Genomic DNA, 21,849 nt, shown 5'->3' with positions numbered 1-21,849 from the left:
TGACGGGAGAGAATCCATGACCGGCCATCTCTACCGGCGCAACCCCGACCTGCTGCTGGAGTGGGACGAGGGTGCGGGACCGGTGCTCGTCGACTGCCGCCGCTGGCGCAAGTTCGCCGCCAAACCGGTGCTCGTCGGCCTGCTCCACCACCTCGACCGCCCCTTGACCGGGGAGGAACTGCACCACCGCTGGCCGGAATCCGCCAACGCCGGGGAGACGGGCGCGCTCCTGGAGCGGCTTGCCGCGGCCGGGATCGTACGGCGGTGCGAGCCGGACGGCAAAGACGCGGCGACGGCTTCCGGCGGCGACGGCTGGACTCCGTACGAACTCGCCGTGCACGCCCAGGCCGGGAAGGGGCCTCTGCCGGGCGCCCGGCGCGGGTCCCCGCCGTCCGCCCGCTTCAGCCACCCCGAGGCCACCGGCGTCGTCGCGCTCCCCGACGGCCGCGACGCGCCGAGCCGCCCGCTGGCGGACGTGCTGGCCGAGCGGCGCAGTGTCCGTGCGTTCGCCCCGTCCCCCGTGCCGCTGCCGCTGGTCGGCGCGTTCCTCGACCGGACCGCGCGGGTGCGCGGCTACCTTCCCCCGCGCGCATGTCAACAGACCCAGCGCGCCGCGCCGTCCGGCGGCGGACGGCACAGCCTGGAGGTGTACCTGCTGGCGCGCGAGGTGGCGGGGCTGACGGCCGGGGCGTATCACTACGACCCGTTCGGCCACACCCTGCACCGGCTCTCCTCCTGGACGGACGAACTGGCCGCGCTGCAGCGCAGAACCGTTGTCGACGCCGCCGCGATGACGGAGGCACCGCCCGCCGGGATCTATCTGGCCTCCTGCGCCGACCGCACCACATGGAAGTACGAGGGGATGTCGCTGAGCCTGGTCTACCGCGACACCGGCTGCCTGATGCAGACCATGTGCCTCACCGCGACCGATCTGGGGCTCGCGTCCTGTCTGACCGGCGCGATGGAGGCACCCGTGGCCGCGCCGTTTCTCGAACGGCACCGGGCCAGGCTGATCCACGTGGGCAGCCTGGCCCTGGGTCTGCCCACGGACCCGCCCACAGCCCCCGGCCTGGTACCCCTCCCCCAGGCCGGGCCCCCGCCCTGAGCGTGGCCGCGCTCAGGGCGGGGGGTCATTTCGCGGGCGTGCGTGTCTGCTCCAGGGGCGCGCCGCCCGTGGGATGGCGATGAGCCCGGATGAAGGCGGCGGTGGTCTCGGCGCTTTCGCTGCCGCTCTGCCAGTTGGACACGGAGACACGTACCGCGGCGTGACCGTGCCAGGTGGTGATGGTCACCCAGCACGAACCGCTGCTGTTGAGTGTGTCCACCATCTGCCGTGTGTCGATCTCGTCGCCGACGTGCAGCAGGACCTGATTGAGGGTCACGGGCGCGAGCAGACGGATGCCCGGTTCCCGCGTGAGGCGGCGGGCGACCTCGCGGGCCGTGGCGCAGTTACGTTCGATCATGGTGGCGATCCCGTCATGCCCCAAGTGATGGAGGATCGCCCACAGGGTCAGCGCGCGGGCGCGCTGCGAGATCTCCACCCGGTGGTCCATCGGATCGCGGCCCTCGCGCTCGGTGGTGTGCAGGTAGTCGGCGCTGAAGCCCACCGCTTCGTGGAGGGCTGCCGGGCGTGCGCAGAGGGCCATCCCGCAGTCGTAGGGCGTGTTCAGCCACTTGTGGCCGTCGCAGGCCCAGGAATCCGCCCGTTCCAGGCCGTTCAACCGGGGGCGCAGCGCGGGCGAGGCGGCGGCCCACATGCCGAAGGCGGCGTCCAGATGGAGCCAGCCGCCGTGTGCGTGGGTGATGGCGGCGATCTCGGCGAGAGGGTCGACCGAGCCGCAGTCGGTGGAGCCGGCCTGCCCGCACACGATGAGTCCGCCGGGCGCGCGAGCGGCCAGTTCGGACAGGTGATACGCGTTCATACGGCCGTCGTCGTCGGCGTCGACCCAGCTGATCTGGCCACCGGGGCCCAGTAGTCGCAGACCGCGCAGGACCGAGACATGCGTGTGTTCGCCGACCAGGACGCTCAAACATATAGTCGACCATGATGGTGAAGTACTTCTCCAGCAGGGGCTTCCGTATGACGTCGTCCGGAAACGCCCAGCGAAATATGGGATCGGCGATATGGGATCGGCGCGGCGCCGAACGATTCACGATACGTCGCCACCATGAGGAGTCGTACAGCAGATCCAGGTGCCGCGCGAGGGGCAGCGTGCGGTTCGTGTAGTCCCACCAGGGCGTGCGCATGCCCCGGGGCCTGACGCCCGCGTACCGCTGGAGCACGCCGACGCTGCGTTCGGCCAGGGCGTATTCCTCCGCCTCGGAGAGTTCACTGCACCGCTCGTGGATCCATCCGTGCATCCCGATCTCTTGGCCCTGCGCCTGGATCTCGCCGATCGCTTCCGGATGCAGTTGCACGGATACCGCGGGAATGAAGAAGGAGGAGGGGACTCCGTATTCCTTCAGCGTTGACAGAACGTCAGCCAGGCCGACACGGTTCCCGCACTGCGCCTGCGAAATATAGCCGGGAGATGTTGATTTCAGACAGAAGGGCGCTGTTTCGTTGTCGACATCAAAGCTTGTGGCGACGGCAACAGATATTCCGTCCGGCCAACAGGACAGACCCGCTCCGCGCCCCGCACCCACGTGTGCGGCAACGCTCCGCCACTTCTCTTCCGGCCAGCGCCAGGGCTGATCAGGGCCGGTCTCTCCCTCTCGGAAATGTCGCCACCTGCCGTTCGGTTCACCATGGAAACACCAATTCCGCGAGTTCGTGGGCATGGCGGAACCCTTTCTGTTTCAGTGTCGGCCCATCTGCCTCGCGACGCATCTGTACGGTCGGCGGCACGGGCGCGGCATCAGTGACGGACTCGGAATCAGCGGCGAACTCGGCCGGACGACATGAATCGGCCGGACCGCATAAACTCGGGTAGCCGGCGTGCACGCCTGGAAAGATTGCCGGGCCAGTCCTCCATCAAGGAGCCGAGCATGGGTTTGGAAATCGAGCAGGAGACCTTCGACGAGGCCGACTACTCCCTCTTCCGTGAACGCCTGGAAGACTCCGTAGGAGCATTGCACAAGGCATTGGCCGTTCCGGGTTTCGGTCAGTCGGAGACCAGCGTCGGCGCGGAACTGGAAATGTTCCTCATGACCGCGGACGGCCGGCCCGCGGCACTCAACGAGCGCGTCCGCAGGACTGTCTCGGACCGTCGCATCGCGCTGGAAGTGGACCAGTTCAACCTTGAAGCGAATCTGACGCCGGTGGAGCTTCGGGGACGTCCCTTCACCGCCATGCGCGCCGAGACCGACACGCTGCTGGAAGCCGTCGGTAGGGCGGCCGGCTCCCACGGAGCGAGACCGGTGCTGATCGGCACCCTGCCCACGCTCGTACCGTCCGATCTGCGCCGTTCGGCGCTGACCCCGCGCGGCCGGTTCCACCACATAGAGAACGCGCTGGCCCGGCGCCGGGGCACGCCGTACCTTCTCGTCTTCGACGGCGACGAGCCCTGCACACTGATGGCCGACTCCATAGCGGTGCAGGGCGCCACCTCTTCCTGGCAGCTCCATCTGGTCGTGACACCCGCGGAGTTCACCCGCGCCTACAACGCGGCCCAGCTCGCGACGGGGCCCGTACTCGCGGCAGCGGGGAACTCACCACTGCTCCTGGGCCGCCGGCTCTGGCACGAGACGCGCATCCCGATGTACGAGCAGGGCTTCGGCGACCGTGCCGCCGCAGCCGCGGGTCCTGTGCGGGCGTCGTTCGGCAGCCACTGGCTGGACGGTGGTGTGGTGCGGCTGTTCGAGGACGCTGTCCGCGACCACGAGGTCCTGCTTCCGGTGCTGTCCGCGCGGGAACCGGCCCATCACAGGACGTCCGGCGCTCCCTGGCTGGAAGAACTGCGCCTGCACCAGGGCACGGTGTGGACCTGGAACCGTCCGGTGTACGACCCGGACGGCCACGTCCGTATCGAGTTCCGCGCGCTGCCCAGCGGTCCGACCTCCATCGACATGGCCGCCAACTCCGCTTTCCTGCTGGGGCTGACCCTGTACCTGTCCCGGCAGCCGAATGACATCCGCACCACCATGGCGTTCGAGACAGCCCGGGAGAACTTCTACCGCGCCGCACGCTCCGGCCTCGAAGCCCGGCTCTGCTGGCCTTCGGCCGACCAGACCGGACTGGCCTGGAGCAGCGCCGCCGAGTTGATCCCCCGGCTGCTGCCGCTCGCCGCCGAAGGCCTGATATCCGCCGGAGTCGACGCCGGGGAAGCGGAAGAACTGCTGTGGGTGGTGGCCGGCCGCGTCAGCACCGGGCAGACCGGATCCGTGTGGCAACTGCGCGCGCTGCAAGCCCTGGAGGAGCGCGCCGACCGGCGTACCGCGCTGTGCCGGCTCACCGACGCCTACACACAGGTGAGCGCGTCACACGAGCCCGTGCATACCTGGGGGATCCCCGCCCGGAGGGGATGACATGCCGAGAACGCCGCACCGAGACACGTGGCTGCGCCCGGACCGGCTGTGGGACGGCAGCTCCGAGGCTCCGGCCGACGGGGTTTCCGTACTGGTGCGTGACGGCCGGGTGGCGGAGATGAGCGCCGCGCCCCCGCTGCCGGTGGACGCGGACGTCATCGGCCTGCCGGGTTGCACACTGGTGCCCGGCTTCATCGACTGCCATGTGCACGTTCTGGACGAACGGCTGGACACCGCGCCGGCCGCCTACCAGACCCTGAGGGCCCTGCCCGTGCTGAGGGGCCTGCTGGCCGCCGGGTTCACCACCGTCCGTGACCTCGGAGGCGCGGACCAGCCGCTCAACACGGCACTGCGAAGCGCTGTGCACGAAGGTCTCGTACGCGGCCCGCGCATGCTCGTGGCGCCCAACATCCTCTCTCCGCGCGGAGGCCATGCCGACAAGTCGCCCGCGCTCGCGGAACGTTACGGCACGGAAATCGGCACGGTCGCCGACGGCCCGGACGAACTGCGCCGCGCCGTACGCCGACAGGCGCGGGCCGGAGCGGACTGGATCAAGTTCGTCGGCAGTGGAGGCTTCTCCTCTCCGGTGGACAAACCCGACGACACCGCCTACTCACAGCTGGAGATGGACACGCTGGTCTCCACCGCAAGAGACCTCCATCTCCCGTGCGCCGCCCATGCCTTCGACGACGAGTCCATCACCCGGGCGATCCGCGCAGGCGTACGCAGCATCGAACACGCCTGCCTGGCAACGCCGTTGGCGTACGCATTCATGGAAGAGAACGGCACGTATCTGGTGCCGACCCAGTACGCGCAGACGTACTTCCTGGAACGGCTGGACGAGGACCTCCTCTGGGCAGGCCAACCACCCAAGATGCGCCGCGCCTACCGGCATTTCGCACAGGACCTGGAGGAGGGTCTGCGCCGACCGGCCCGCACCGACACAAAAATCGCCTTCGGCACGGACGCCGGGATGTTCCCGTACACCGAGAGCTGGAGGGAGTTCCCGACCCTGGTCGCGAACGGCCTCTCCCCCGTACGCGCCCTCCGTGCGGCGACCAGCACGGCCGCTGAACTACTGGACCGCCCCGAACTCGGCCGCATCGCACCGGGAACGACGGCCGATCTGGTCGCCCTGCGGGGCGACCCGTTCCAGGACATCAACGCGACGGGCCGCGTCAGCTACGTCATGCAGGGCGGCCACAGCTGCCCGCACCCCGCGCAGAACAACACAGTCCGCCGCTGAGACCGGCATACACCCTGGCGCGCCCGACGAGTTCCGCGCTCAAGGGCTGGATGTCGCGGCCGGAATCAGGGAGCAGATGACCGAGTTCGTCGCGACACATCCCGAAGTCCGGCTGATCGAGGGCCGGTTCATGCAGATCCAGCAGGCGGTGGGGGCAATCGTGACTCGACGGCCCGAGACTGTCCTGTTCCTCCGGAAACTGGTCGAGGAGCCGAAAGCCGGCGGATTCGTGGCCGACGCGCTCCGCCGCGCGAATCAGTCCGAGGCCATGGTCGCGCCGCCCGCGCAGGCACGGCTCTGCGGCCCGGACCCGCGACGCCCCGGCCATCGGCGGTACACCGGCCTCGCAGGTCCCAGCCGGGACACGAGGCCGATCCACGCCGGTCCGCCAGGCCCCGGGCGCGACCGGTGCCGGATATGTGACCTGGTGATGAGATCCGGGCAGCCGCCGCCCTTCGACCGCGCGGACCCGGCGCGCCGGAAGCACAATGGAAGGATGGACGAGGAACTGCGGGCCTACATCGACGGCATCGCCGCCGAGCACCGCCCGCTGTTCGACCGCATACACCGGCTGATCCTCGAAGCCCACCCGGAAGCGGTCATGAGCCTCTCGTACAGAATGCCGACGTACACGGTCGGTAAGCGCCGGCTCCACGTGGGCGTGTGGAAACACGGACTGTCGCTGTACGGCTGGCTGGGCCGCGATGCCGGTTTCGCCTCCCGCCACCCCGCGCTCACCACGAGCAAGGGAACCATCCGTCTGCGTCCCGGTGACGCGGCTTCCATCCCCGATGACGAACTGCGCGCCTTCGCCCGCGCCGCCCTGGGCACCGACACGCATCCGTAGCCGCTGGTCGAGCGCACTCCCTTGCCGGCCTTCGGGACGGTCGCCCGCTGATGTACGCGCCTCCCGGGAGCGCCCCCAGTGTTCGGCCGGGCGTCACCTTTCCGCCTTTTCGCCGCTCCGGGTGTTCCCGGATGTGCTCCTACGATGCGATCGTGGTCGACAGCGCGATGGGGGGCGTTGATGTCCGATGAGAATGACGGTCCTGGCGCACATCCGGCCGGCGGCCGGCCACCGGCCTCACAAGGGCCGTCACGTGGTCCTGGGCTGCGTGCGATGGAACGGCTGGCACGCGAACTGCCCTACGGCGTAGAGCTCTTCCATCTCCGTCCCGACGGCAGTGTGCACTTCGCGGACCGTGAGGGCGCCCGGCTGCTGGGCCCGCGTGAGGAGTTCTTGCGCTTCATCGACGACGGCCAGTTCGCCCACTACCTCGTCGGTGACGCCAAGACTTCGCCGGAACGGCCGTCCAACGCCACGGTCAAGCTCGGAGTCGTCGGCCCGCGCAGCGCGTTCACCCCGCACGCGCACGGCGGCGAGCACATCGTGCTCAGCCTCGGCCACGCGGCGTGCGGTCTCTACGACGAGCGGCGCCGCCGCGTCACCGAGGTCCGGCTCTTCCCCGGGGCCATGATCCGCATCCCGGAGATGATGCCGCACTCCTTCGCCAACCGGGGCGCGCGGCCGCTGAACATCCTCGCCGCGAACACCGGCTTCGGTATCGACCACGAGGACTACGCGATCACCGCCGACGAGGCCGAGCGCCGCGCCGCGGCCCGGCCAGCGCCGGACAGCGGCAGCGGCGTCGGTCCGGCCCGGCCCGCGGTCACGGACTACGGTCCGCTCGCCGCGGCGCTCCGCGGCATCGAACGCGGCCAGCGGGTCAGGGGCGTTGGCGCCGTCTCCGTACGGGAGCGCCTCGCCGCCGGGCTGCGCCGCGCGGCGGCCGTCCTGGAGGGACCACGATGATCTGCCCGCACTGCTCACAGAACGTACTCCAGCGCGAGCGGACCGGACGCGTCTGCGGCAAGTGCCGGCGTGCTTTCGCCTTCGATCCGAAGACCGACGCGCTGAGACTGAGTGACCTGCGCGTCCGCAAGCTCAGCCAGAAACTCACCGCCGAAGGCCAGATCACCGTCACCGTCGGGCAGTTGTGGGGCGCGCTCGCCCGCAAGGCCATGTGGTCGGGCAACGGCCGTGCGGGCGCCCTCGGTTGTCTGGTCCCCGGGCTGTCCCTCGGCTCGGTGCTGTTAGCCATCGGCGCGTCCTCCGGCGGCGTCCCGGCGCTCGCGGCCGTCGGGGCCGGGCTCATCGGGCTGTCTCTCCTGGTGGCGGTGCCGATGTTCGTGGCCGGCCGGCGGGCGAAAGTACCGGTCACGGTCGGTGTTTTCCGCGGCAGGACAATGAGCCGCTGGCTACAGGTGTACGACGCGCTCCCGCCCGGCGTCGTGGACGACAGCGGGCCCCCGGCCGTCACTCAGCCCAGCGGGCCACAGGCCGCGCTGCTCTGCCAGGACCACGGCGTCGCCACCTTCCTGGCGGCCAACGACGTGCCGCGCCGGTACGGGGTCTTCCTCGCGACCGACCCCGGACAGCTGCCGCCCGGGGTACCGGTCGTCGTGCTGCACGACGCCGACCCGGCGGGCTGCCGACTCGCCTCGCGCGTCAGGGCGTCGCTGCCCGGCCGCCGCGTCGTGGACGCGGGCCTGCCGCCGCGCGCAGCCATGAACAACAAGCGCGCACTGGCGGTCCGCGGCCCCGCACCCGCTCAGGAAACCGTCCAGGGACTGCGCGAGAGCGGCGGGCTCACCGCCCTCGAGCTGACCTGGCTGGCCAAGGGCTGGTCCGCTCCTCTCCTGGGCCTGCCGCCCCGCAAACTCCTCACCGCCGTCACCCGGGTCCTTGAGCGCGTCACCGCCCCGGCCGACCGGCGCAGGGCCGAGGCCGTCGGTTTCCTCACCTGGCCCGGCGAGGAGGACCGTTGAGCGCGAACAGCGCCTCTCGGCATGGCGATTCGCCGCCCGCCGGACGAGGCGCCGCAGCCCGGCTGCTGGACCGCGCCCTCGACCGCACGCTCGTCACCGCCGTCGCCCGTGCCGGTACGCCCGGACGGATCCGCTTCACCGAACGCCAGCTCTACTTCGAGACGTGCCGCGTTCTGCGCCCGCCGCGCGCCGTCCCGCGCGGGATACCGGTCACGCCGGCCCCGCCCGTACGGTACGAGCGGTTCGCGGCGGCGCTGATCCGCCACGGCCCCGTCGCCGGGCTGCTCGGCCCGCTCCCGGGCCCCGTGCCTCTGGAGCGGCGGACGCTCCGCGAGCCGCGCGAGGCCGACCTCTACGACTACGGGCTGCCCCGGATGCTGATCTGCCAGAGCCGCGCCGTGGCCCGCATGCTGCTCGCCAATGACGTGCATCTGGAGGCCGCCTGCCCGGTGTTCGCAGCGGACCGGCTGCCGCTGGACCCACGGCTGGTGGCCGGTCTCGGCAAGGTCGAAGGCGCCACCGTGCACGTCCTGCACGACGCGAGTGTGTCCGGGATCGCGCTCACCGCCCGGGTACGCGGTGAGCTGCCCGGCGTGCGCGTCGTGTCGATGGGGCTCGTCCCCCGGCACGCGGCGGCCCTGCACCTGATCTCCGGCCGCGCCCCCGGCCCCGGCGCGGCCCTTGACATCCTGCCCGCCGGAATCGAACCCCGCGAGCGCGACTGGCTCGCGGGAGGCCGCTTCGCCGAGGTGGAGGCCGTGGCTCCCGCGCGGCTGCTGCGTACGGTCCTGCGCGTGGTGCGCGGTACGCGAACGCCGAGCCACTCCCTCTGGAGCGGCCTGCGTGAACTGCGCACCACGGGCTTCCTGACCTGGCCGGTGACCAATCCGGGCGACCCGACGACAAGAGGCTCACGAGGCGATGAACCGGCCACGCGAAATCCCGTACAGAGATGACCTGCTCGCCGACGGCAGTGTGCACCGCCGGTACGGGGACGGGCGCGAGGAGTGGCGCAGGCGGGACACCGGCCCCGTCGTGCGCTGGCACGACAACCAGGGCGCGTCCGGCACCGACGAACCGCTCGGGCAGCGGATCGTCAAACGGAGGTACGCGGACGGCACCGTGGTCTACGGCCGGGACATCGGTTACGGCCGTACGGTCTGGGGCCGCGGCGAGACGGTCCTCGTCAACCGGACGACGTTCGGCGGGCGTGTGGGAGCGGTACTGGCCGGACTCGGCCTGGTCACCCTCGGTGCGCTGACCGCCGCACAGCTTCCGCCGGTCGGTCTCACTCCCGAGGAAGAGGAGGAACTGCGCAGCCAGGCGGCCGCCCAGACCTCCTCGGGTGGCATCGGGGGCTCTACGGACAGCGGCGACTGGGACGGGGACTGGGGCGACAACGACGGCGGCTGGAGCGACGACGACTTCGGCTGACACACACGGACGCACCGGCCGCGGATCGGACACACCGGCCCAACCGGGGCGCGAGACCGATACGGACACACCGGCCCCGCCCGGGTGCGGAACCGGACGCAAGTACATGAGGGAGAGCGGACGATGGCACGTTTCTGCGCCTGTCTGGCGGTGACCCCCGAGCGGTCGTACGACCATCTCGCGGCGATGGGCGGCGCGGTACGGGCGGACACCCCGGGCGTGGCGCTGATCCCGGACGAACCCGGGCACGCGACCGGTCCGTTCACCGCGTACGGGCGCACCGCCGTCGGCGAGGTCACCCTGCACAACCGGCCCGAACTGCTGGCCGCGCTCGCCGGCGCCGGTGCCCCCGCCGAGCCGGACTGCCCGGACGGTGAACTGCTGTTGCGCTGCTGGGTACGGCTCGGTCCGGCCGGGATCCGGGCGGCCGAGGGCATGTTCGCGCTGGCCGTGCTGGACGCGGGTCAACTCGTCCTGATCCGAGACCATGTGGGGGCCAGGACGCTCTTCTACGCCCGGGCCGGGCACACTTGGGCCGCCTCGACCTCGCTCCGCGCTCTGCGCGGGTGGCCCGCGCTCGGGACGGGCCTCGAACTGGCCGCCGTACGCTCCTTCCTGACTTTCGCCTACCTGCCCGGTGAGGAGACGCTGCTGCACGGTGTGCGCGAGGTGCTGCCCGGCCGCTGTCTGCGGCTCACCGCGGACGGAGGCGTCACGGAGGAGCGCTACTGGGAGCCCGAGGAACGGATCGATGCCGCCGGTGCGACGCCGGGGACGTACGCGCTGCGACTGCGTGAGCTGCTGGAGGAGGCGACGGCGCGGCAGCTGCCGGAGGCCGGGGCCGCGGGTGTGCTGCTGTCCGGTGGAGTCGACAGCTCTCTGGTGACCGCGCTCGCCGCCAAACTGCACACGGGACCCGTGCACACGTACTCCATCAGCTTCGGCGACGAACTCCCCAATGAGCTGGGCTACTCGGGGCTCGTCGCCGCCCACTGTCACACCCGCCACCGGGTGTTGACGGTCTCGGGTGAGGCCGTGGCCGCGCGGCTGGCGGAGGCGGCGTCGCTGCTCGACAGCCCGGTGGGCGATCCGCTGACCGTGCCGAATCTGATGCTCGCGGAGGCCGTGGCGGGCGACGGACTGCGGGTCGTGCTCAACGGGGAGGGCGGCGACCCGGTGTTCGGCGGCCCGAAGAACCTGCCGATGCTGGTCCAGGAGATGCACCGCGACGACCTGGCGGAGTCGGCCCGCCCGGACGGCGGGGACTCCCGCGAGACCGCGTACCTCCGCTCGTACCGCAAGTGCTACACCGACCTGCCGGATCTCCTGACCGCCGACGCGCTGGCCGCGCTCGGCACCGCGCCCCGGCCGGAGCGGTTCGTCGCCCCTTATCTGGGCCAGGCGCCGCCCGGCGGAGGAGGGGCCGTGATGACGAGCCTGCTGAACCAGTTGCTCCACTGCAACCTGCGCACCAAGGGCGCCCACCACATTCTCACCAAGGTCGAACGGCTCACCGCCTCCCAGGCCGTTCAGGGCAGGTCCCCGCTTTTCGACCGCCATGTGATCGATCATGCCTTCGCCACCCCGCCGCGCCTGAAGCTGAACGGCGCCGTGGAGAAGTGGGTGCTGAAGGAGGCCGTACGGGACCTGTTGCCCGGCACTGTCGTCGACCGGCCGAAGAGCGGCATGCGGGTGCCGGTGCAGCAGTGGCTCGGCGGACCGCTGCGCGAGCTGGCGGGCGAACTGCTGCTGGGCCGCGAGGCCCGCGCCCGTGGCCTGTTCCGGCAGGACACCGTCCGCGCGTGGATGCGCGGGGAGGGCACACTGCTGCCGCGCCAGGGGGGCAAGCTGTGGCTGCTCCTCACCCTGGAACTGTGGCTCCGTGCCTACGACGTGACGTGAACCGGCCCGAACTCACCTGCCCCGAGCCATTCCTGACGCGATCCGGCGATCCAGACCTGGCTCAGCCAGTGCCCGGACCGTGAACCCGGCCTGATGGAGGACCAGTTGTTGCATTCGATCCCGCTCATCGATCCGCGCACCGGCCGGACCCGCGGCAGCACGACCGTCTCACGCGAGCCGCAGGTCCTGGCCGCGGTCGGCGCCGCCCGCGCGGCCTTCGACGGCTGGCGGGCCCTGACTCCGGCAGACCGATCCCGGCGGCTCGACCGCCTGGCCGGGCTGATCGAGGAGCACGCCGACGCGTACGCGGCGCGCGAGTCGGCGGGGACCGGCAAGCCCGCCGCGGAGGCGGTCGGCGAAGTGGCGAACGCGGCGGACCTGTTCCGCTTCTACGCCTGGGCCGCGCGTACACAGGCCGCGCCCGCCTCGGGCGGTTACGTCGAGGGGCACGAGAGCTGGGTCCGCTGGGAGCCGATCGGCGTCGCCGGTGTCGTCGTCCCGTGGAACTACCCGATGATGATGGCCGCCTGGCGCTGTGCGCCCGCTCTCGCGGCCGGGAACACCGTCGTGGTCAAGCCGGCCGAGACGACCCCCGACTCGCTGACACTGCTCGCCGAACACGCGGATCAGGCGCTGGGCGCGGCCGTGCTGAGCACGCTGACCGGCGACCGCGAGACCGGCCGGCTGCTGGTGGCGAGTGCGGTGGACATGATCGCCTTCACGGGCAGCGCTGCGGCCGGCGCCGAGGTGGCGTCGCGCGCGGGAACCCGGCGCGTGAGCCTGGAGCTGGGCGGGAACAGCCCTGTCCTGGTGCTGCCCGACGCCCCCGAGGAGACCTGGACGGAGCTGGCGGCGGCTGCCACGTACAACGCCGGACAGAGCTGCGCCGTCCCGGCGCGGGTGATCACGCTCCGGGAGAACTGGGACGCCGCCGTGGCCCAGCTCACCGACGCGATGCGGCAGCTGGACGCGGGCCGTGACTTCGGCCCGCTCAACAACGCCGACCAGGCGGCGCGGTACGACCGGCTCGTGGCCGCCTCCGCCGCGAAGGTGTCGGAGACCGGCCCGTCCACTCCCGGTGACGGCGAGGAGGGCGGCTTCTGGCGCCCGGCACGTGTCCTCGCGGAGCTGCCGGACGACGACCCGGCGGTGCGGGAGGAGGTGTTCGGCCCGCTGCTGACCGTGCAGGCGGCGGACAGCGTCGAGCATGCCGTCGCCCTGGCCAACGGTGTACCGCAGGCGCTCGCCGCGAGCGTATGGACGCGGGACCTGCCGACGGGACTCGAGCTGGCGGGCCGCTTGAACGCGGGCGAGGCCTGGCTGAACTGTCACCTCGTCCAGACGGCCGAGCTGCCGCACGGCGGCCGGGGCTCCTCGGGCCACGGCACGGACCTCAGCACGCTGGCCCTGAACGAGTACCAGCGGCCGAAGACGATCACGGCACGGGTACGGCTGGCTCCCCGCTTCCGCTGAACCGTCACAGGGACCGTCACCCAGCGGCCCGGCACCGGGACCGCAACACGGAACTGCCGCGCGGGACCAGCTCTGGGACCGTCACACGGAACTGCCGCAGCACGGGAACCGGCCCACCGGACCACCGCACCGGCCCCGCGCGGGGTCCGCCGGTCTGTCCGGCTTCTACCGCCGGGGCCAGGGCCTGCCCCCGAGCCGTTCGATGTCGGTGTTGAACCGCTTCAGATAGCCGGCGAAGGCCGCGATGTCCTCCTCCGACCAGCCGGCCATCACCTCGTCCAGGGAGCGGACGATGCCCTCCCGCTCCTCGTCGAGCACGCGTGCGCCCTCGTCGGTGATGCGGAACTTGCGGGCCACCCCACCGTCCGGGTCCGGGATGCGCTCCACGAGTCCGGCGCGCATCGCGGCGGCCGTCTGCCGGTTCAGGGTGGAGACGTCGAGTCCGAAGGCGTCGCTGAGTTCGCCGATCGACATCGGTCCCTGCAAGCGGATACGGCTGAGCAGAATGTAGGCGCTGCGCTCCAGCAGTCCGTCCTTGCGGCGCCCGGCGCCCTGCATCAGGGACGAGTACCGGCTGAGCAGCATCTGCTCGTACTCGACCTCGTGCGTCGCCCCAAAACTGCGCATGCCGCCTCCTGCCTTTCCTCCCGGTCATTGTCGCACCACGTCCGGGCGGCCCCGACTCCAGTTCCATGAATGTGCATCGTGCACGTACAGTGCGCGATACACAAGACGTGTACGATGCACATCGTTTCATCCGATCGGACAGCCCTAGGAGTCCCTTTCATGGACGCCCCACAGCCCACCTCCCGCTCGGGTGGTGTGGTCGCCACGCTGGCGTTCGCCGGCACCACGGCGGCGATCATGCAGACGCTGGTCACGCCACTGATCGCGGAGCTGCCGCAGATCCTGCACACCACCTCGTCGAACGCCACCTGGGTGATCACCACCACCCTGCTCGTGGCGGCCGTCTGCGTCCCTGTCGTCGGCCGCCTGGGCGACCTGATCGGCAAGCGCACCATGCTCCTCGTGTGCTCTGTGCCGCTGATCGCGGGTTCGGTGGTGTGCGCTCTCTCGTCCTCCGTCGTCCCGATGATCGTCGGACGCGGCCTCCAGGGCATGGGAATGGGCATGGTGCCGCTGGGCATAGCCCTGCTGCGCGACGTCGTTCCCGCCGAGAAGCTCAGCTCCTCCATCGCGCTGGTGAGCGCGTCCATGGGCATCGGCGGCGGCCTCGGCCTGCCGATCGCCGCGGCCGTCGCGCAGTACGCGAACTGGCGGGTGCTCTTCTGGGGTTCCGCCGTGCTGGCCACCGTGATCGCGCTGATGATCTGGTTCCTGATCCCGAGCGTGCCGGCCAGTGCCAAGGGGCAGCGCTTCGACACACCGGGTGCGCTCGGCCTCGGCGCCGGGCTGGTCGCTCTGCTGCTCGCGATATCCAAGGGAGCGGACTGGGGCTGGGGTTCGGGGACCACGCTCGGCCTGTTCGCCGCCGCCGTCGTGCTCCTGGTCACCTGGGGCGCGTGGGAACTCCGTACCACCGACCCCCTGGTCGACCTGCGCACCACGGCCCGCCCCCGGGTGCTGCTGACCAACATCGCCTCGATCTTCGTCGGTTTCGCGATGTACGCCAGCATGCTGGTGGTGCCGCAGCTGCTGCAGTTCCCCGAAGCCACCGGTTACGGCCTCGGACAGTCGATCCTCGCGTCCGGTCTGTGGATGGCGCCCGGTGGCGTGATGATGATGATCGTCTCCCCGCTCGGCGGCAAACTGACCAACGCCTCCGGCCCGAAGGTCACCCTCCTCAGCGGCGTGCTGGTCATCGCCGCGGGCTACGGGCTGTCCCTCGCGCTGATGGGATCCGTCTGGGGAATCATGGTGGCGATCATGGTGATCAACAGTGGTGTGGGCCTCGCCTACGGCTCCATGCCGGCGCTCATCATGAGTTCCGTCCCGCTCTCGGAGACGGCCGCGGCGAACAGTTTCAACACCCTCATGCGCTCGCTCGGCACCTCGATCGGCGCGGCCGTGATCGGCCTGGTTCTCTCCCAGATGACCGTCGACTTCGGCGGCCACAGCCTCACCTCCGAGAACGGCTTCCGCACCGGCCTGCTGATCGGCTGCGGTCTCGCCGTGGTCTCCGCCGCGATCGCGGCCCTCATCCCCGCCGTGCGCACCATCGCGACCGGCGCGGCAAAGACTTCCGGGCCCCTGAAATCCGAGAAGTCCGCGGTCGAGGCCTGACCAGCGTCTCTCTGCCGGTACCGCTTGCCCGGCCGGTCGATCGACGCGATCGACCGGCCGGTTCACCACTCCGGAACAATCCCCCACCTGGAGAGAAGCACACCATGAAGATCACCGTGGACGAGGACAAGTGCTGCGGAGCCGGTCAGTGTGTTCTGATCGCGCCCGAAGTGTTCGACCAGCGCGACGAGGACGGCATCGTCATCCTGCTCGACACCGCACCGCCGCAGGAACACCACGCGGCCGCACGGGAATCCGCAGCCGTCTGCCCGGCTGCCGCCATCCACCTCGGCGACGACGCGTGAGCGGACCCGAGAGCGGTCGGACAGCCGGCCGCACGGTCCGCCACGCGTGACGGACCCACGCGTGCCCGAACAGGCCCGCGCGCCGTCCCCGCGCGTTCGTACCCCGAACGCCCTTACCCCGCACGCCCGTACACCGCGCACCCATCCCGCACGACGGCGGAAGCGCGCTCGCGCTTCCGCTCCCCCACTGAGCATTGGATGACGCAGATGACCACCGTGCCCGACGCCACCACCGACCCGGCCGAGATGCCCCGGTTCCCCCAGCCCCGCTCCTCGGTCTGTCCCTTCGACCCGTCGCCGGAGCTGCGCGACCTCACGCGGCTCGGTCCGGTGGGCCGGGTCCGCTCCTGGGGTGACACCACCCCCTGGGTGGTGACCAGCCACGCCGAGCAGAAGACCCTGCTCTCCGACCCCCGGCTGAGCGTGGATTTCTCCCATCCCGGCTACCCGAGCCCCGTTGCCCACAGCCACGGAGGGGGAACGGACCTGAGTTTCGTCGGGCTGGACGATCCCGAGCACGCCCGGCTGCGCCGTATGGTCAGCGGCACGTTCACCATCAAACGCGTCGAGGCGCTGCGGCCCGTGGTCCAGAAGATGACGGACGATTTCATCGACCGCATGCTCGCCGGGCCGAAGCCCGCCGACCTCGTCCAGGCGCTGGCGCTGCCGATCCCCTCCCTGGTGATCTCCGAACTGCTCGGAGTGCCTTACGAGGACCACGAGTTCTTCCAGACCAACAGCAAGAACATCGTCTCCGCGACCGCGGCCGCCGAGGTGCGCCAAGCCGCCCACACCAACCTGGCCGACTACCTCGACGACCTGGTCGGCCAGAAGCTCGCCACGCCCGGCGACGACCTCCTGTCCCGGCTCGGCGAGCAGATCAAAGCGGGCGAGCTGACCCGGCGTGAGGCCACCGCGATGGGCGTGTTGCTGCTGCTCGGCGGCCACGAGACCACCGCGAACATGATCAGCCTGGGCACGCTGCTGCTTCTCCAGCACCCCGACGAGGCCGCCCGCATCCGCGACACCGACGATCCCAGGGTGATCGTCGCAGCCGTGGAGGAATTGCTGCGCTACCTCTCCATCGTGCACCTCGGGCGCCGCAGGACGGCCCTGGAGGACATCGAGGTCGCCGGCCGGACCATCCGTGCCGGAGAGGGCGTGATCCTGCTCGGGGAGCTGGCCAACCGGGACCCCGCCGTCTTTCCCGACCCCGACCGCCTGGACCTCACCCGCGACGCCCGCCGGCACCAGGCGTTCGGCGCGGGGGCACACCACTGCGTCGGTCAGCCCCTGGCGAGGATGGAACTCCAGGTGATCTATCCCACCCTCTTCCGCCGCATCCCCACTCTGAGTGTGGCGACAGACCTGGAACAGGTTCCCTTCAAGTACGACGCGGTCATCTACGGCCTCCACGAGCTTCCCGTCACCTGGTAGAAGCACCTTCCCGCCCAGTCCCAAGTCCCCCCAGCCCGAAGCCCTTCCAGTACAGACAGGAACGAGGACAGGCATGTCTCTCCCCCACACCCCCTCCCCCGGCGCGGCCGGCTCCGCGCCGCACACCACCGGGGAACCGGGCTACGACCTGGAGGCGTTGCGCGCCCGCTACCGTGCGGAGCGCGACCGCAGGATCCGCCCCGAAGGCAACGGGCAGTACCAGCGCGTCGACGGCGAGTTCGGCTATTACGCCGATGACCCTTACGTGGAAAGGGAGTTCGACCGCGACCCGCTGGAGGACCGGGTCGACGTCGTGGTGATCGGGGGCGGGTTCGGCGGTCTGCTCGCCGGAGCGCGGCTGCGCCAGGCAGGCGTGGAGTCGATCAGGATGATCGAGAAGGCCGGTGATTTCGGGGGTACTTGGTACTGGAACCGGTACCCGGGCATCCACTGCGACATCGAGTCGTACATCTACATGCCCCTGCTCGAGGAAATCGGATACATCCCGAAGTGGAAGTACGCGCCGGGGGAGGAAATCCGGCAGCACGCGCGGGCGATCGGGCGCCACTTCGACCTCTACCGGGACGCCTGTTTCCAGACGCAGGTGACCGAACTCCGCTGGGACGACGACGCGCTGGAGTGGCTGGTCGGCACGGATCGCGGCGATCGCATGCGGGCACGCCATGTGGTGATCTCCAGCGGAACGCTGACCCAGGCGAAACTGCCCGGCATCCCCGGTATCGAGAGCTTCAAGGGACACACGTTCCACACGAGCCGCTGGGACTACGCCTACACGGGTGGCAGCGCGGACGGGAACCTCCACCGGCTGGCCGGCAAGCGCGTGGCCCTCATCGGCACCGGCGCGACCGCCATCCAGTGCGTACCGCACCTCGGCGAGGACGCCGGGCACCTCTACGTGTTCCAGCGCACGCCTTCCTCGGTCGACATACGCGGGAACCGGCCCACGGACCCGCAGTGGGCCGAGACGCTGACTCCGGGATGGCAGCAGCGCCGCCGCGACAACTTCCTCACGCTCGTCACCGGTGGCCGGGTGGAGGAGGACATGATCAACGACGGCTGGACCAGCAGCGCCAGGCTTCAGCAGAAGCTCCTTCCGACCGGCGCGTTCCAGGAGCTTGAGCCGGAGGAGCGGGAACGGCTCGACGAGGTCGCCGACTTCCGCAAGATGGACGAGATCCGCGCCCGGGTGGAATCCACGGTCGAGGACCCGGCGACGGCCGAGGCGCTCAAGCCCTGGTACCGCTACATGTGCAAGCGGCCCACGTTCAGCGACTTCTACCTCCAGACGTTCAACCGGCCCAATGTCACGCTCGTCGACACCGCCGACAGCCATGGCGTCGAGCGGATCACCGAGCACAGCGTGGTGGTCGGCGGAAAGGAGTACGCGGTCGACTGCATCATCTTCGCGACCGGGTTCCAGGTCGGTGCCTCGGGCGTCCTGGCCGGACAGCTCCCGGTGTACGGCCGGGACGGCGTCCCCCTCTCCGAGGCGTGGAAGACCGGGCCGAAGACACTGCACGGCTTCTACAGCCACGGCTTCCCCAACTTCTTCCAGCTCGGTTCGCTCCAGAACGCCAGCGCGGTCAACTACGTGCACATCCTGGACGAACAGGCCGTTCACGTCGCCGAAGTCGTAGCGGAGGCCCGTAAGCGCGGGGCACCGTACGTCGAGCCGACGGCCGCCGCCGAGGCCGCCTGGGTCGACACCATCCGGGAGAAGGCGCACGACCTGTACGCCTTCCAGGCGGAGTGCACGCCCGGCTACTACAACAACGAGGGCAAGCCCAGGGAGCGGAGCCAGTCGTACGGTGACGGGCCGGTCGCGTTCCACGCCCTGCTCAAGCGCTGGCGCGAGGACGGCGGCATGGACGATGTCGTCGGGACCAAGTGAGCGCCGGGATGAACGACTCTGAGACGGCGCGGCCCAGTCGGTTCGACGCGACCGGCCGCCGCCGGCCCACGAGCGAACGGTGGAAGCCCCGGAGGCTCAACACGCCGAGCCCGCTGTGGGGTTCGAACGGTGTGTCCTTCGGCCCGGACGGACGCCTGTACGCGGCCCAGTTCCTCGCCGGGCAGATCAGCGCCGTGGACACCACCACCGGGGACGTGGATGTCGTGGTCCCGATGGACGGTCCCGTGCAGTCGCCGGACGACCTCGCGTTCGGGGCCGACGGTTCGATGTACATCGCGGACCTGGTCCCCGGGAGGGTGTGGCGCCGCAGCCCCGAGGGGGACTACACCCTGGTGTCCGATCAGGTGAAGGTGCCCAACGGCATCACCTGCGTCGGCGACCGGCTGTTCGTCAACGAGATGAGGATGAACGGGCGTCTGCTGGAACTGTTCCCGGACGGCGGCGATCCGGTGGTGCTGACCGAGGGGCTGGCTCTCGGGAACGCGATGCAGATCGGTCCGGACGGGTGTCTGTACTACCCGCACATGGTGACCAACGAGGTCTGGCGCATTCCCGTCGACGGAGGCGCGCCCGAGGTCGTGGCGCGCGACGTGCACGATCCGGTCGCCGTCCGCTTCGACCGGGGCGGCGTCATGCTCGTCCTGTCCCGCGGCGTCGCCGGCATCGTGACCCGCATCGACCTCCACGGCACCGGGTCCCGGTCGACCGTCACCAGCGGTGTCGTCGGTCTTGACAACGCCGCGTTCGACGCCGAGAACCGCATGTTCGTCTCCAGCTTCGCGGGCGGCGGTGTCACGGAGATGCACCCCGACGGCCGCACACGCGAGATCGTGCGCGGCGGGCTCGTCGGACCGTACGGCGTGACGATCGACCTCGGCGGCACGGTCCACGCGGCCGATCACTACCGCCTCGCGAGCCCGGATGACTCCGGCGGGAGTGAGCGGGCACCCGGCGCACATGCGGAACAGCCGGGCCGGGCCGTGACCCGGCACCTGATGCCCTTCTCGCACGGCATCGCCGCCGACGACAGCGGACTCCTGCACCTCACGTCCCAGTACGGCTCCGTGCGGACCCATGATCCCGAGCACAGGACCACCCGCGTACGCGCGACCGGGCTCGACCAGCCTCTGGGCATCGCGGTGGGGGCGGACGGCACGCTGATCGTCGCCGAGGCGGGCGCGGGCCGGGTCCTGGCCATCGACGCGGCGGACAACGTCACCGTGCTCGCGGAAGGGCTCGACCACCCGGTGGACGTCGCTCTCGACGCGGAGCAGCGCTGCTACGTCAGCGACGACCGGCTCGGCGCGGTTCTGCGGATCGACGGCGGCCGTACGGTGACCGTCGCGGACGGACTCGGAGCGCCGCAGGGGCTGACGGTCCAGGGCACGGACCTGTTCACGGTGGACACCGGGGCCCGCGCGCTGAAAGCCGTCTCCCTCATCACCGGGGAGACCAGGGTCGAGGTCGAGGACCTTGCGGTCGGACCGCCGCCCGGCCTGCTCCCGCGCGCCGAGGTCGCCCTGTTCACCAACGGCATGCCCGGTTCCCCGGCCCTCTTCGCGGGCCTCGCCTCGGCACCGGACGGTTCGCTTCTGCTGTCCGCCAACGGCGAGGGATCGTTGCTCAGGCTGTACCCGGCGTCCGGAGCCGCCGACCGCAGCTGACGCACGGCCGACGGCCCCTGCGGATGTGTCCGCGGGGGCCGTCGGCGTACCTGCGGGACCCGGATCAAGAGGGCCGGCGTGTGCACCCGGTCCGAGGTCAGAGCAGGGTCAGGACGCGGGGGCCGTCCTGGGTGATGGCGATGGTGTGTTCGATGTGGGCGGCGCGGCTGCCGTCGATCGTGCGCAGGGTCCATCCGTCGGGGTCGGTGCGGTATTCGTTGCGCCCTCCGGCCATGAGCATGGGTTCGATGGCGAGGGTGAGACCGTGGCGCAGGGGGAAGCCGCGGCCGGGCCGTCCGTGGTTGGGCACGTGGGGATCTTCGTGCATCTGGCGGCCGATGCCGTGGCCGCCGAAGTCGGTCGGCATACCGCACTCGGCGGCGTGGGCTACGGTGCTCACGGCGTGGGCGATGTCCCCGATGCGGTGGCCGACGGTGGCGGCGGCGATACCGGCGTCCAGTGCCCGCTGGGTGGCGGCGATGAGTTCCAGGTCGGCGGGGCGGGGGGTGCCGACGGTGAAACTGATCGCGGCGTCGCCGGTCCAGCCGTCGAGTTCGGCTCCGCAGTCGATGCTGACCAGGTCGCCGTCGCGCAGGCGGTAGTCAGTGGGGATGCCGTGCACGAGGGCGTCGTTGACGGAGGCGCAGATGACCGCCGGGAAGGGCGTCGGGGCGAAGGAAGGCTGGTAGCCCAGGAACGGAGAGCGCGCTCCGGCCTTGGTCAGGACGGTGCGGGCGGCTTCGTCGAGTTCACGCAGACTGACGCCCACCGCAGCCGCTCGGCGGGTGGCCTCAAGGGCCTCGGCCACGACGCGTCCGGCTTCACGCATCTTCTCCAGTGCCGTGTCGGTCTTGATCTCCACCATGTGTCGTGCTCCCTGCGATGCGACCCAATTTTTATACCGGTATTAGTATC

The 21,849-nt window shown here is 70.7% G+C and carries 18 protein-coding genes and 1 pseudogene; 15 read left to right on the top strand and 4 right to left on the bottom strand.

Annotated features, from left to right (window positions below):
* Positions 1-16 precede the first annotated feature (16 nt).
* On the top strand, positions 17-1,105 hold the full coding sequence (locus tag ACIP6N_RS23795; RefSeq protein ID WP_401818514.1) for a SagB family peptide dehydrogenase: 1,089 nt from the start codon (positions 17-19) through the stop codon (positions 1,103-1,105).
* A 25-nt stretch (positions 1,106-1,130) separates the two neighbouring features.
* Here the strand turns inward: ACIP6N_RS23795 and ACIP6N_RS23790 are convergent, their stop codons facing one another.
* Positions 1,131-2,030, bottom strand: a complete 900-nt coding sequence (locus ACIP6N_RS23790; RefSeq protein WP_401818511.1) for a pyridoxal phosphate-dependent decarboxylase family protein — start codon at positions 2,028-2,030, stop codon at positions 1,131-1,133.
* Positions 2,031-2,196: 166 nt separating this feature from the next.
* Positions 2,197-2,781 (bottom strand): annotated as a pseudogene (locus ACIP6N_RS23785) (polysaccharide deacetylase family protein); the annotation flags it as partial.
* Positions 2,782-2,988: 207 nt separating this feature from the next.
* Here ACIP6N_RS23785 and ACIP6N_RS23780 point away from each other — a divergent pair.
* The 9 genes from ACIP6N_RS23780 (at position 2,989) to ACIP6N_RS23740 (ending at position 13,351) form a co-directional block, all read left to right on the top strand.
* Complete coding sequence (locus tag ACIP6N_RS23780; RefSeq protein ID WP_401818508.1) at positions 2,989-4,467, top strand: glutamate--cysteine ligase; 1,479 nt, start codon at positions 2,989-2,991, stop codon at positions 4,465-4,467.
* Between the two features lies 1 nt (position 4,468).
* The gene (locus tag ACIP6N_RS23775) at positions 4,469-5,713 is read left to right on the top strand and encodes an amidohydrolase family protein (protein WP_401818506.1); all 1,245 of its coding nucleotides are present in this window, start codon (positions 4,469-4,471) and stop codon (positions 5,711-5,713) included.
* A gap of 76 nt (positions 5,714-5,789) precedes the next feature.
* A complete protein-coding gene (locus ACIP6N_RS23770; protein WP_401818504.1) occupies positions 5,790-6,560 on the top strand; it encodes a DUF1801 domain-containing protein in 771 nt (256 codons plus the stop codon).
* 273 nt (positions 6,561-6,833) lie between these two features.
* Positions 6,834-7,526, top strand: a complete 693-nt coding sequence (locus ACIP6N_RS23765; RefSeq protein WP_401818502.1) for a cupin domain-containing protein — start codon at positions 6,834-6,836, stop codon at positions 7,524-7,526.
* The gene (locus ACIP6N_RS23760; protein ID WP_401818499.1) at positions 7,523-8,542 is read left to right on the top strand and encodes a hypothetical protein; all 1,020 of its coding nucleotides are present in this window, start codon (positions 7,523-7,525) and stop codon (positions 8,540-8,542) included. Before ACIP6N_RS23765 ends, ACIP6N_RS23760 begins: the two co-directional genes overlap by 4 nt.
* Positions 8,539-9,498, top strand: a complete 960-nt coding sequence (locus ACIP6N_RS23755) for a hypothetical protein (RefSeq protein WP_401818497.1) — start codon at positions 8,539-8,541, stop codon at positions 9,496-9,498. The genes ACIP6N_RS23760 and ACIP6N_RS23755 overlap by 4 nt, the downstream gene beginning before the upstream one ends.
* Complete coding sequence (locus tag ACIP6N_RS23750) at positions 9,464-9,976, top strand: hypothetical protein (protein WP_401818496.1); 513 nt, start codon at positions 9,464-9,466, stop codon at positions 9,974-9,976. Before ACIP6N_RS23755 ends, ACIP6N_RS23750 begins: the two co-directional genes overlap by 35 nt.
* A 123-nt stretch (positions 9,977-10,099) precedes the next feature.
* Complete coding sequence (locus ACIP6N_RS23745; protein ID WP_401818494.1) at positions 10,100-11,878, top strand: asparagine synthetase B family protein; 1,779 nt, start codon at positions 10,100-10,102, stop codon at positions 11,876-11,878.
* Positions 11,879-11,983: 105 nt separating this feature from the next.
* Positions 11,984-13,351, top strand: a complete 1,368-nt coding sequence (locus tag ACIP6N_RS23740; protein WP_401818492.1) for an aldehyde dehydrogenase family protein — start codon at positions 11,984-11,986, stop codon at positions 13,349-13,351.
* 165 nt (positions 13,352-13,516) lie between these two features.
* On the opposite strand, the gene ACIP6N_RS23735 is transcribed toward ACIP6N_RS23740, so the two are convergent.
* Entirely contained in the window at positions 13,517-13,978 is a 462-nt protein-coding gene (locus ACIP6N_RS23735) for a MarR family winged helix-turn-helix transcriptional regulator (RefSeq protein ID WP_401818490.1), read from the bottom strand.
* 159 nt (positions 13,979-14,137) lie between these two features.
* Between ACIP6N_RS23735 and ACIP6N_RS23730 the strand changes: the two genes are divergently transcribed.
* The 5 genes from ACIP6N_RS23730 (at position 14,138) to ACIP6N_RS23710 (ending at position 20,934) form a co-directional block, all read left to right on the top strand.
* Positions 14,138-15,595: an MFS transporter gene (locus ACIP6N_RS23730; RefSeq protein ID WP_401818488.1), complete on the top strand. Its 1,458-nt coding sequence runs from the start codon at positions 14,138-14,140 to the stop codon at positions 15,593-15,595.
* A 104-nt stretch (positions 15,596-15,699) separates the two neighbouring features.
* Positions 15,700-15,900, top strand: a complete 201-nt coding sequence (locus tag ACIP6N_RS23725) for a ferredoxin (protein WP_401818485.1) — start codon at positions 15,700-15,702, stop codon at positions 15,898-15,900.
* A gap of 207 nt (positions 15,901-16,107) precedes the next feature.
* Entirely contained in the window at positions 16,108-17,337 is a 1,230-nt protein-coding gene (locus ACIP6N_RS23720; RefSeq protein ID WP_401818830.1) for a cytochrome P450, read from the top strand.
* Between the two features lie 73 nt (positions 17,338-17,410).
* Positions 17,411-19,249: a flavin-containing monooxygenase gene (locus ACIP6N_RS23715; RefSeq protein WP_401818484.1), complete on the top strand. Its 1,839-nt coding sequence runs from the start codon at positions 17,411-17,413 to the stop codon at positions 19,247-19,249.
* Between the two features lie 8 nt (positions 19,250-19,257).
* Positions 19,258-20,934, top strand: a complete 1,677-nt coding sequence (locus tag ACIP6N_RS23710) for a hypothetical protein (RefSeq protein ID WP_401818482.1) — start codon at positions 19,258-19,260, stop codon at positions 20,932-20,934.
* A gap of 97 nt (positions 20,935-21,031) precedes the next feature.
* On the opposite strand, the gene map is transcribed toward ACIP6N_RS23710, so the two are convergent.
* A complete protein-coding gene (gene map / locus ACIP6N_RS23705) occupies positions 21,032-21,799 on the bottom strand; it encodes a type I methionyl aminopeptidase (RefSeq protein ID WP_401818479.1) in 768 nt (255 codons plus the stop codon).
* Between the last annotated feature and the right edge of the window lie 50 nt (positions 21,800-21,849).

It is taken from the genome of Streptomyces sp. NPDC088725, assembly GCF_044751305.1.
GTDB lineage: Bacteria > Actinomycetota > Actinomycetes > Streptomycetales > Streptomycetaceae > Streptomyces.
The sequence above is the reverse complement of the archived record's forward strand: the minus strand, read 5'-3'. Positions and strand labels throughout refer to the sequence as shown.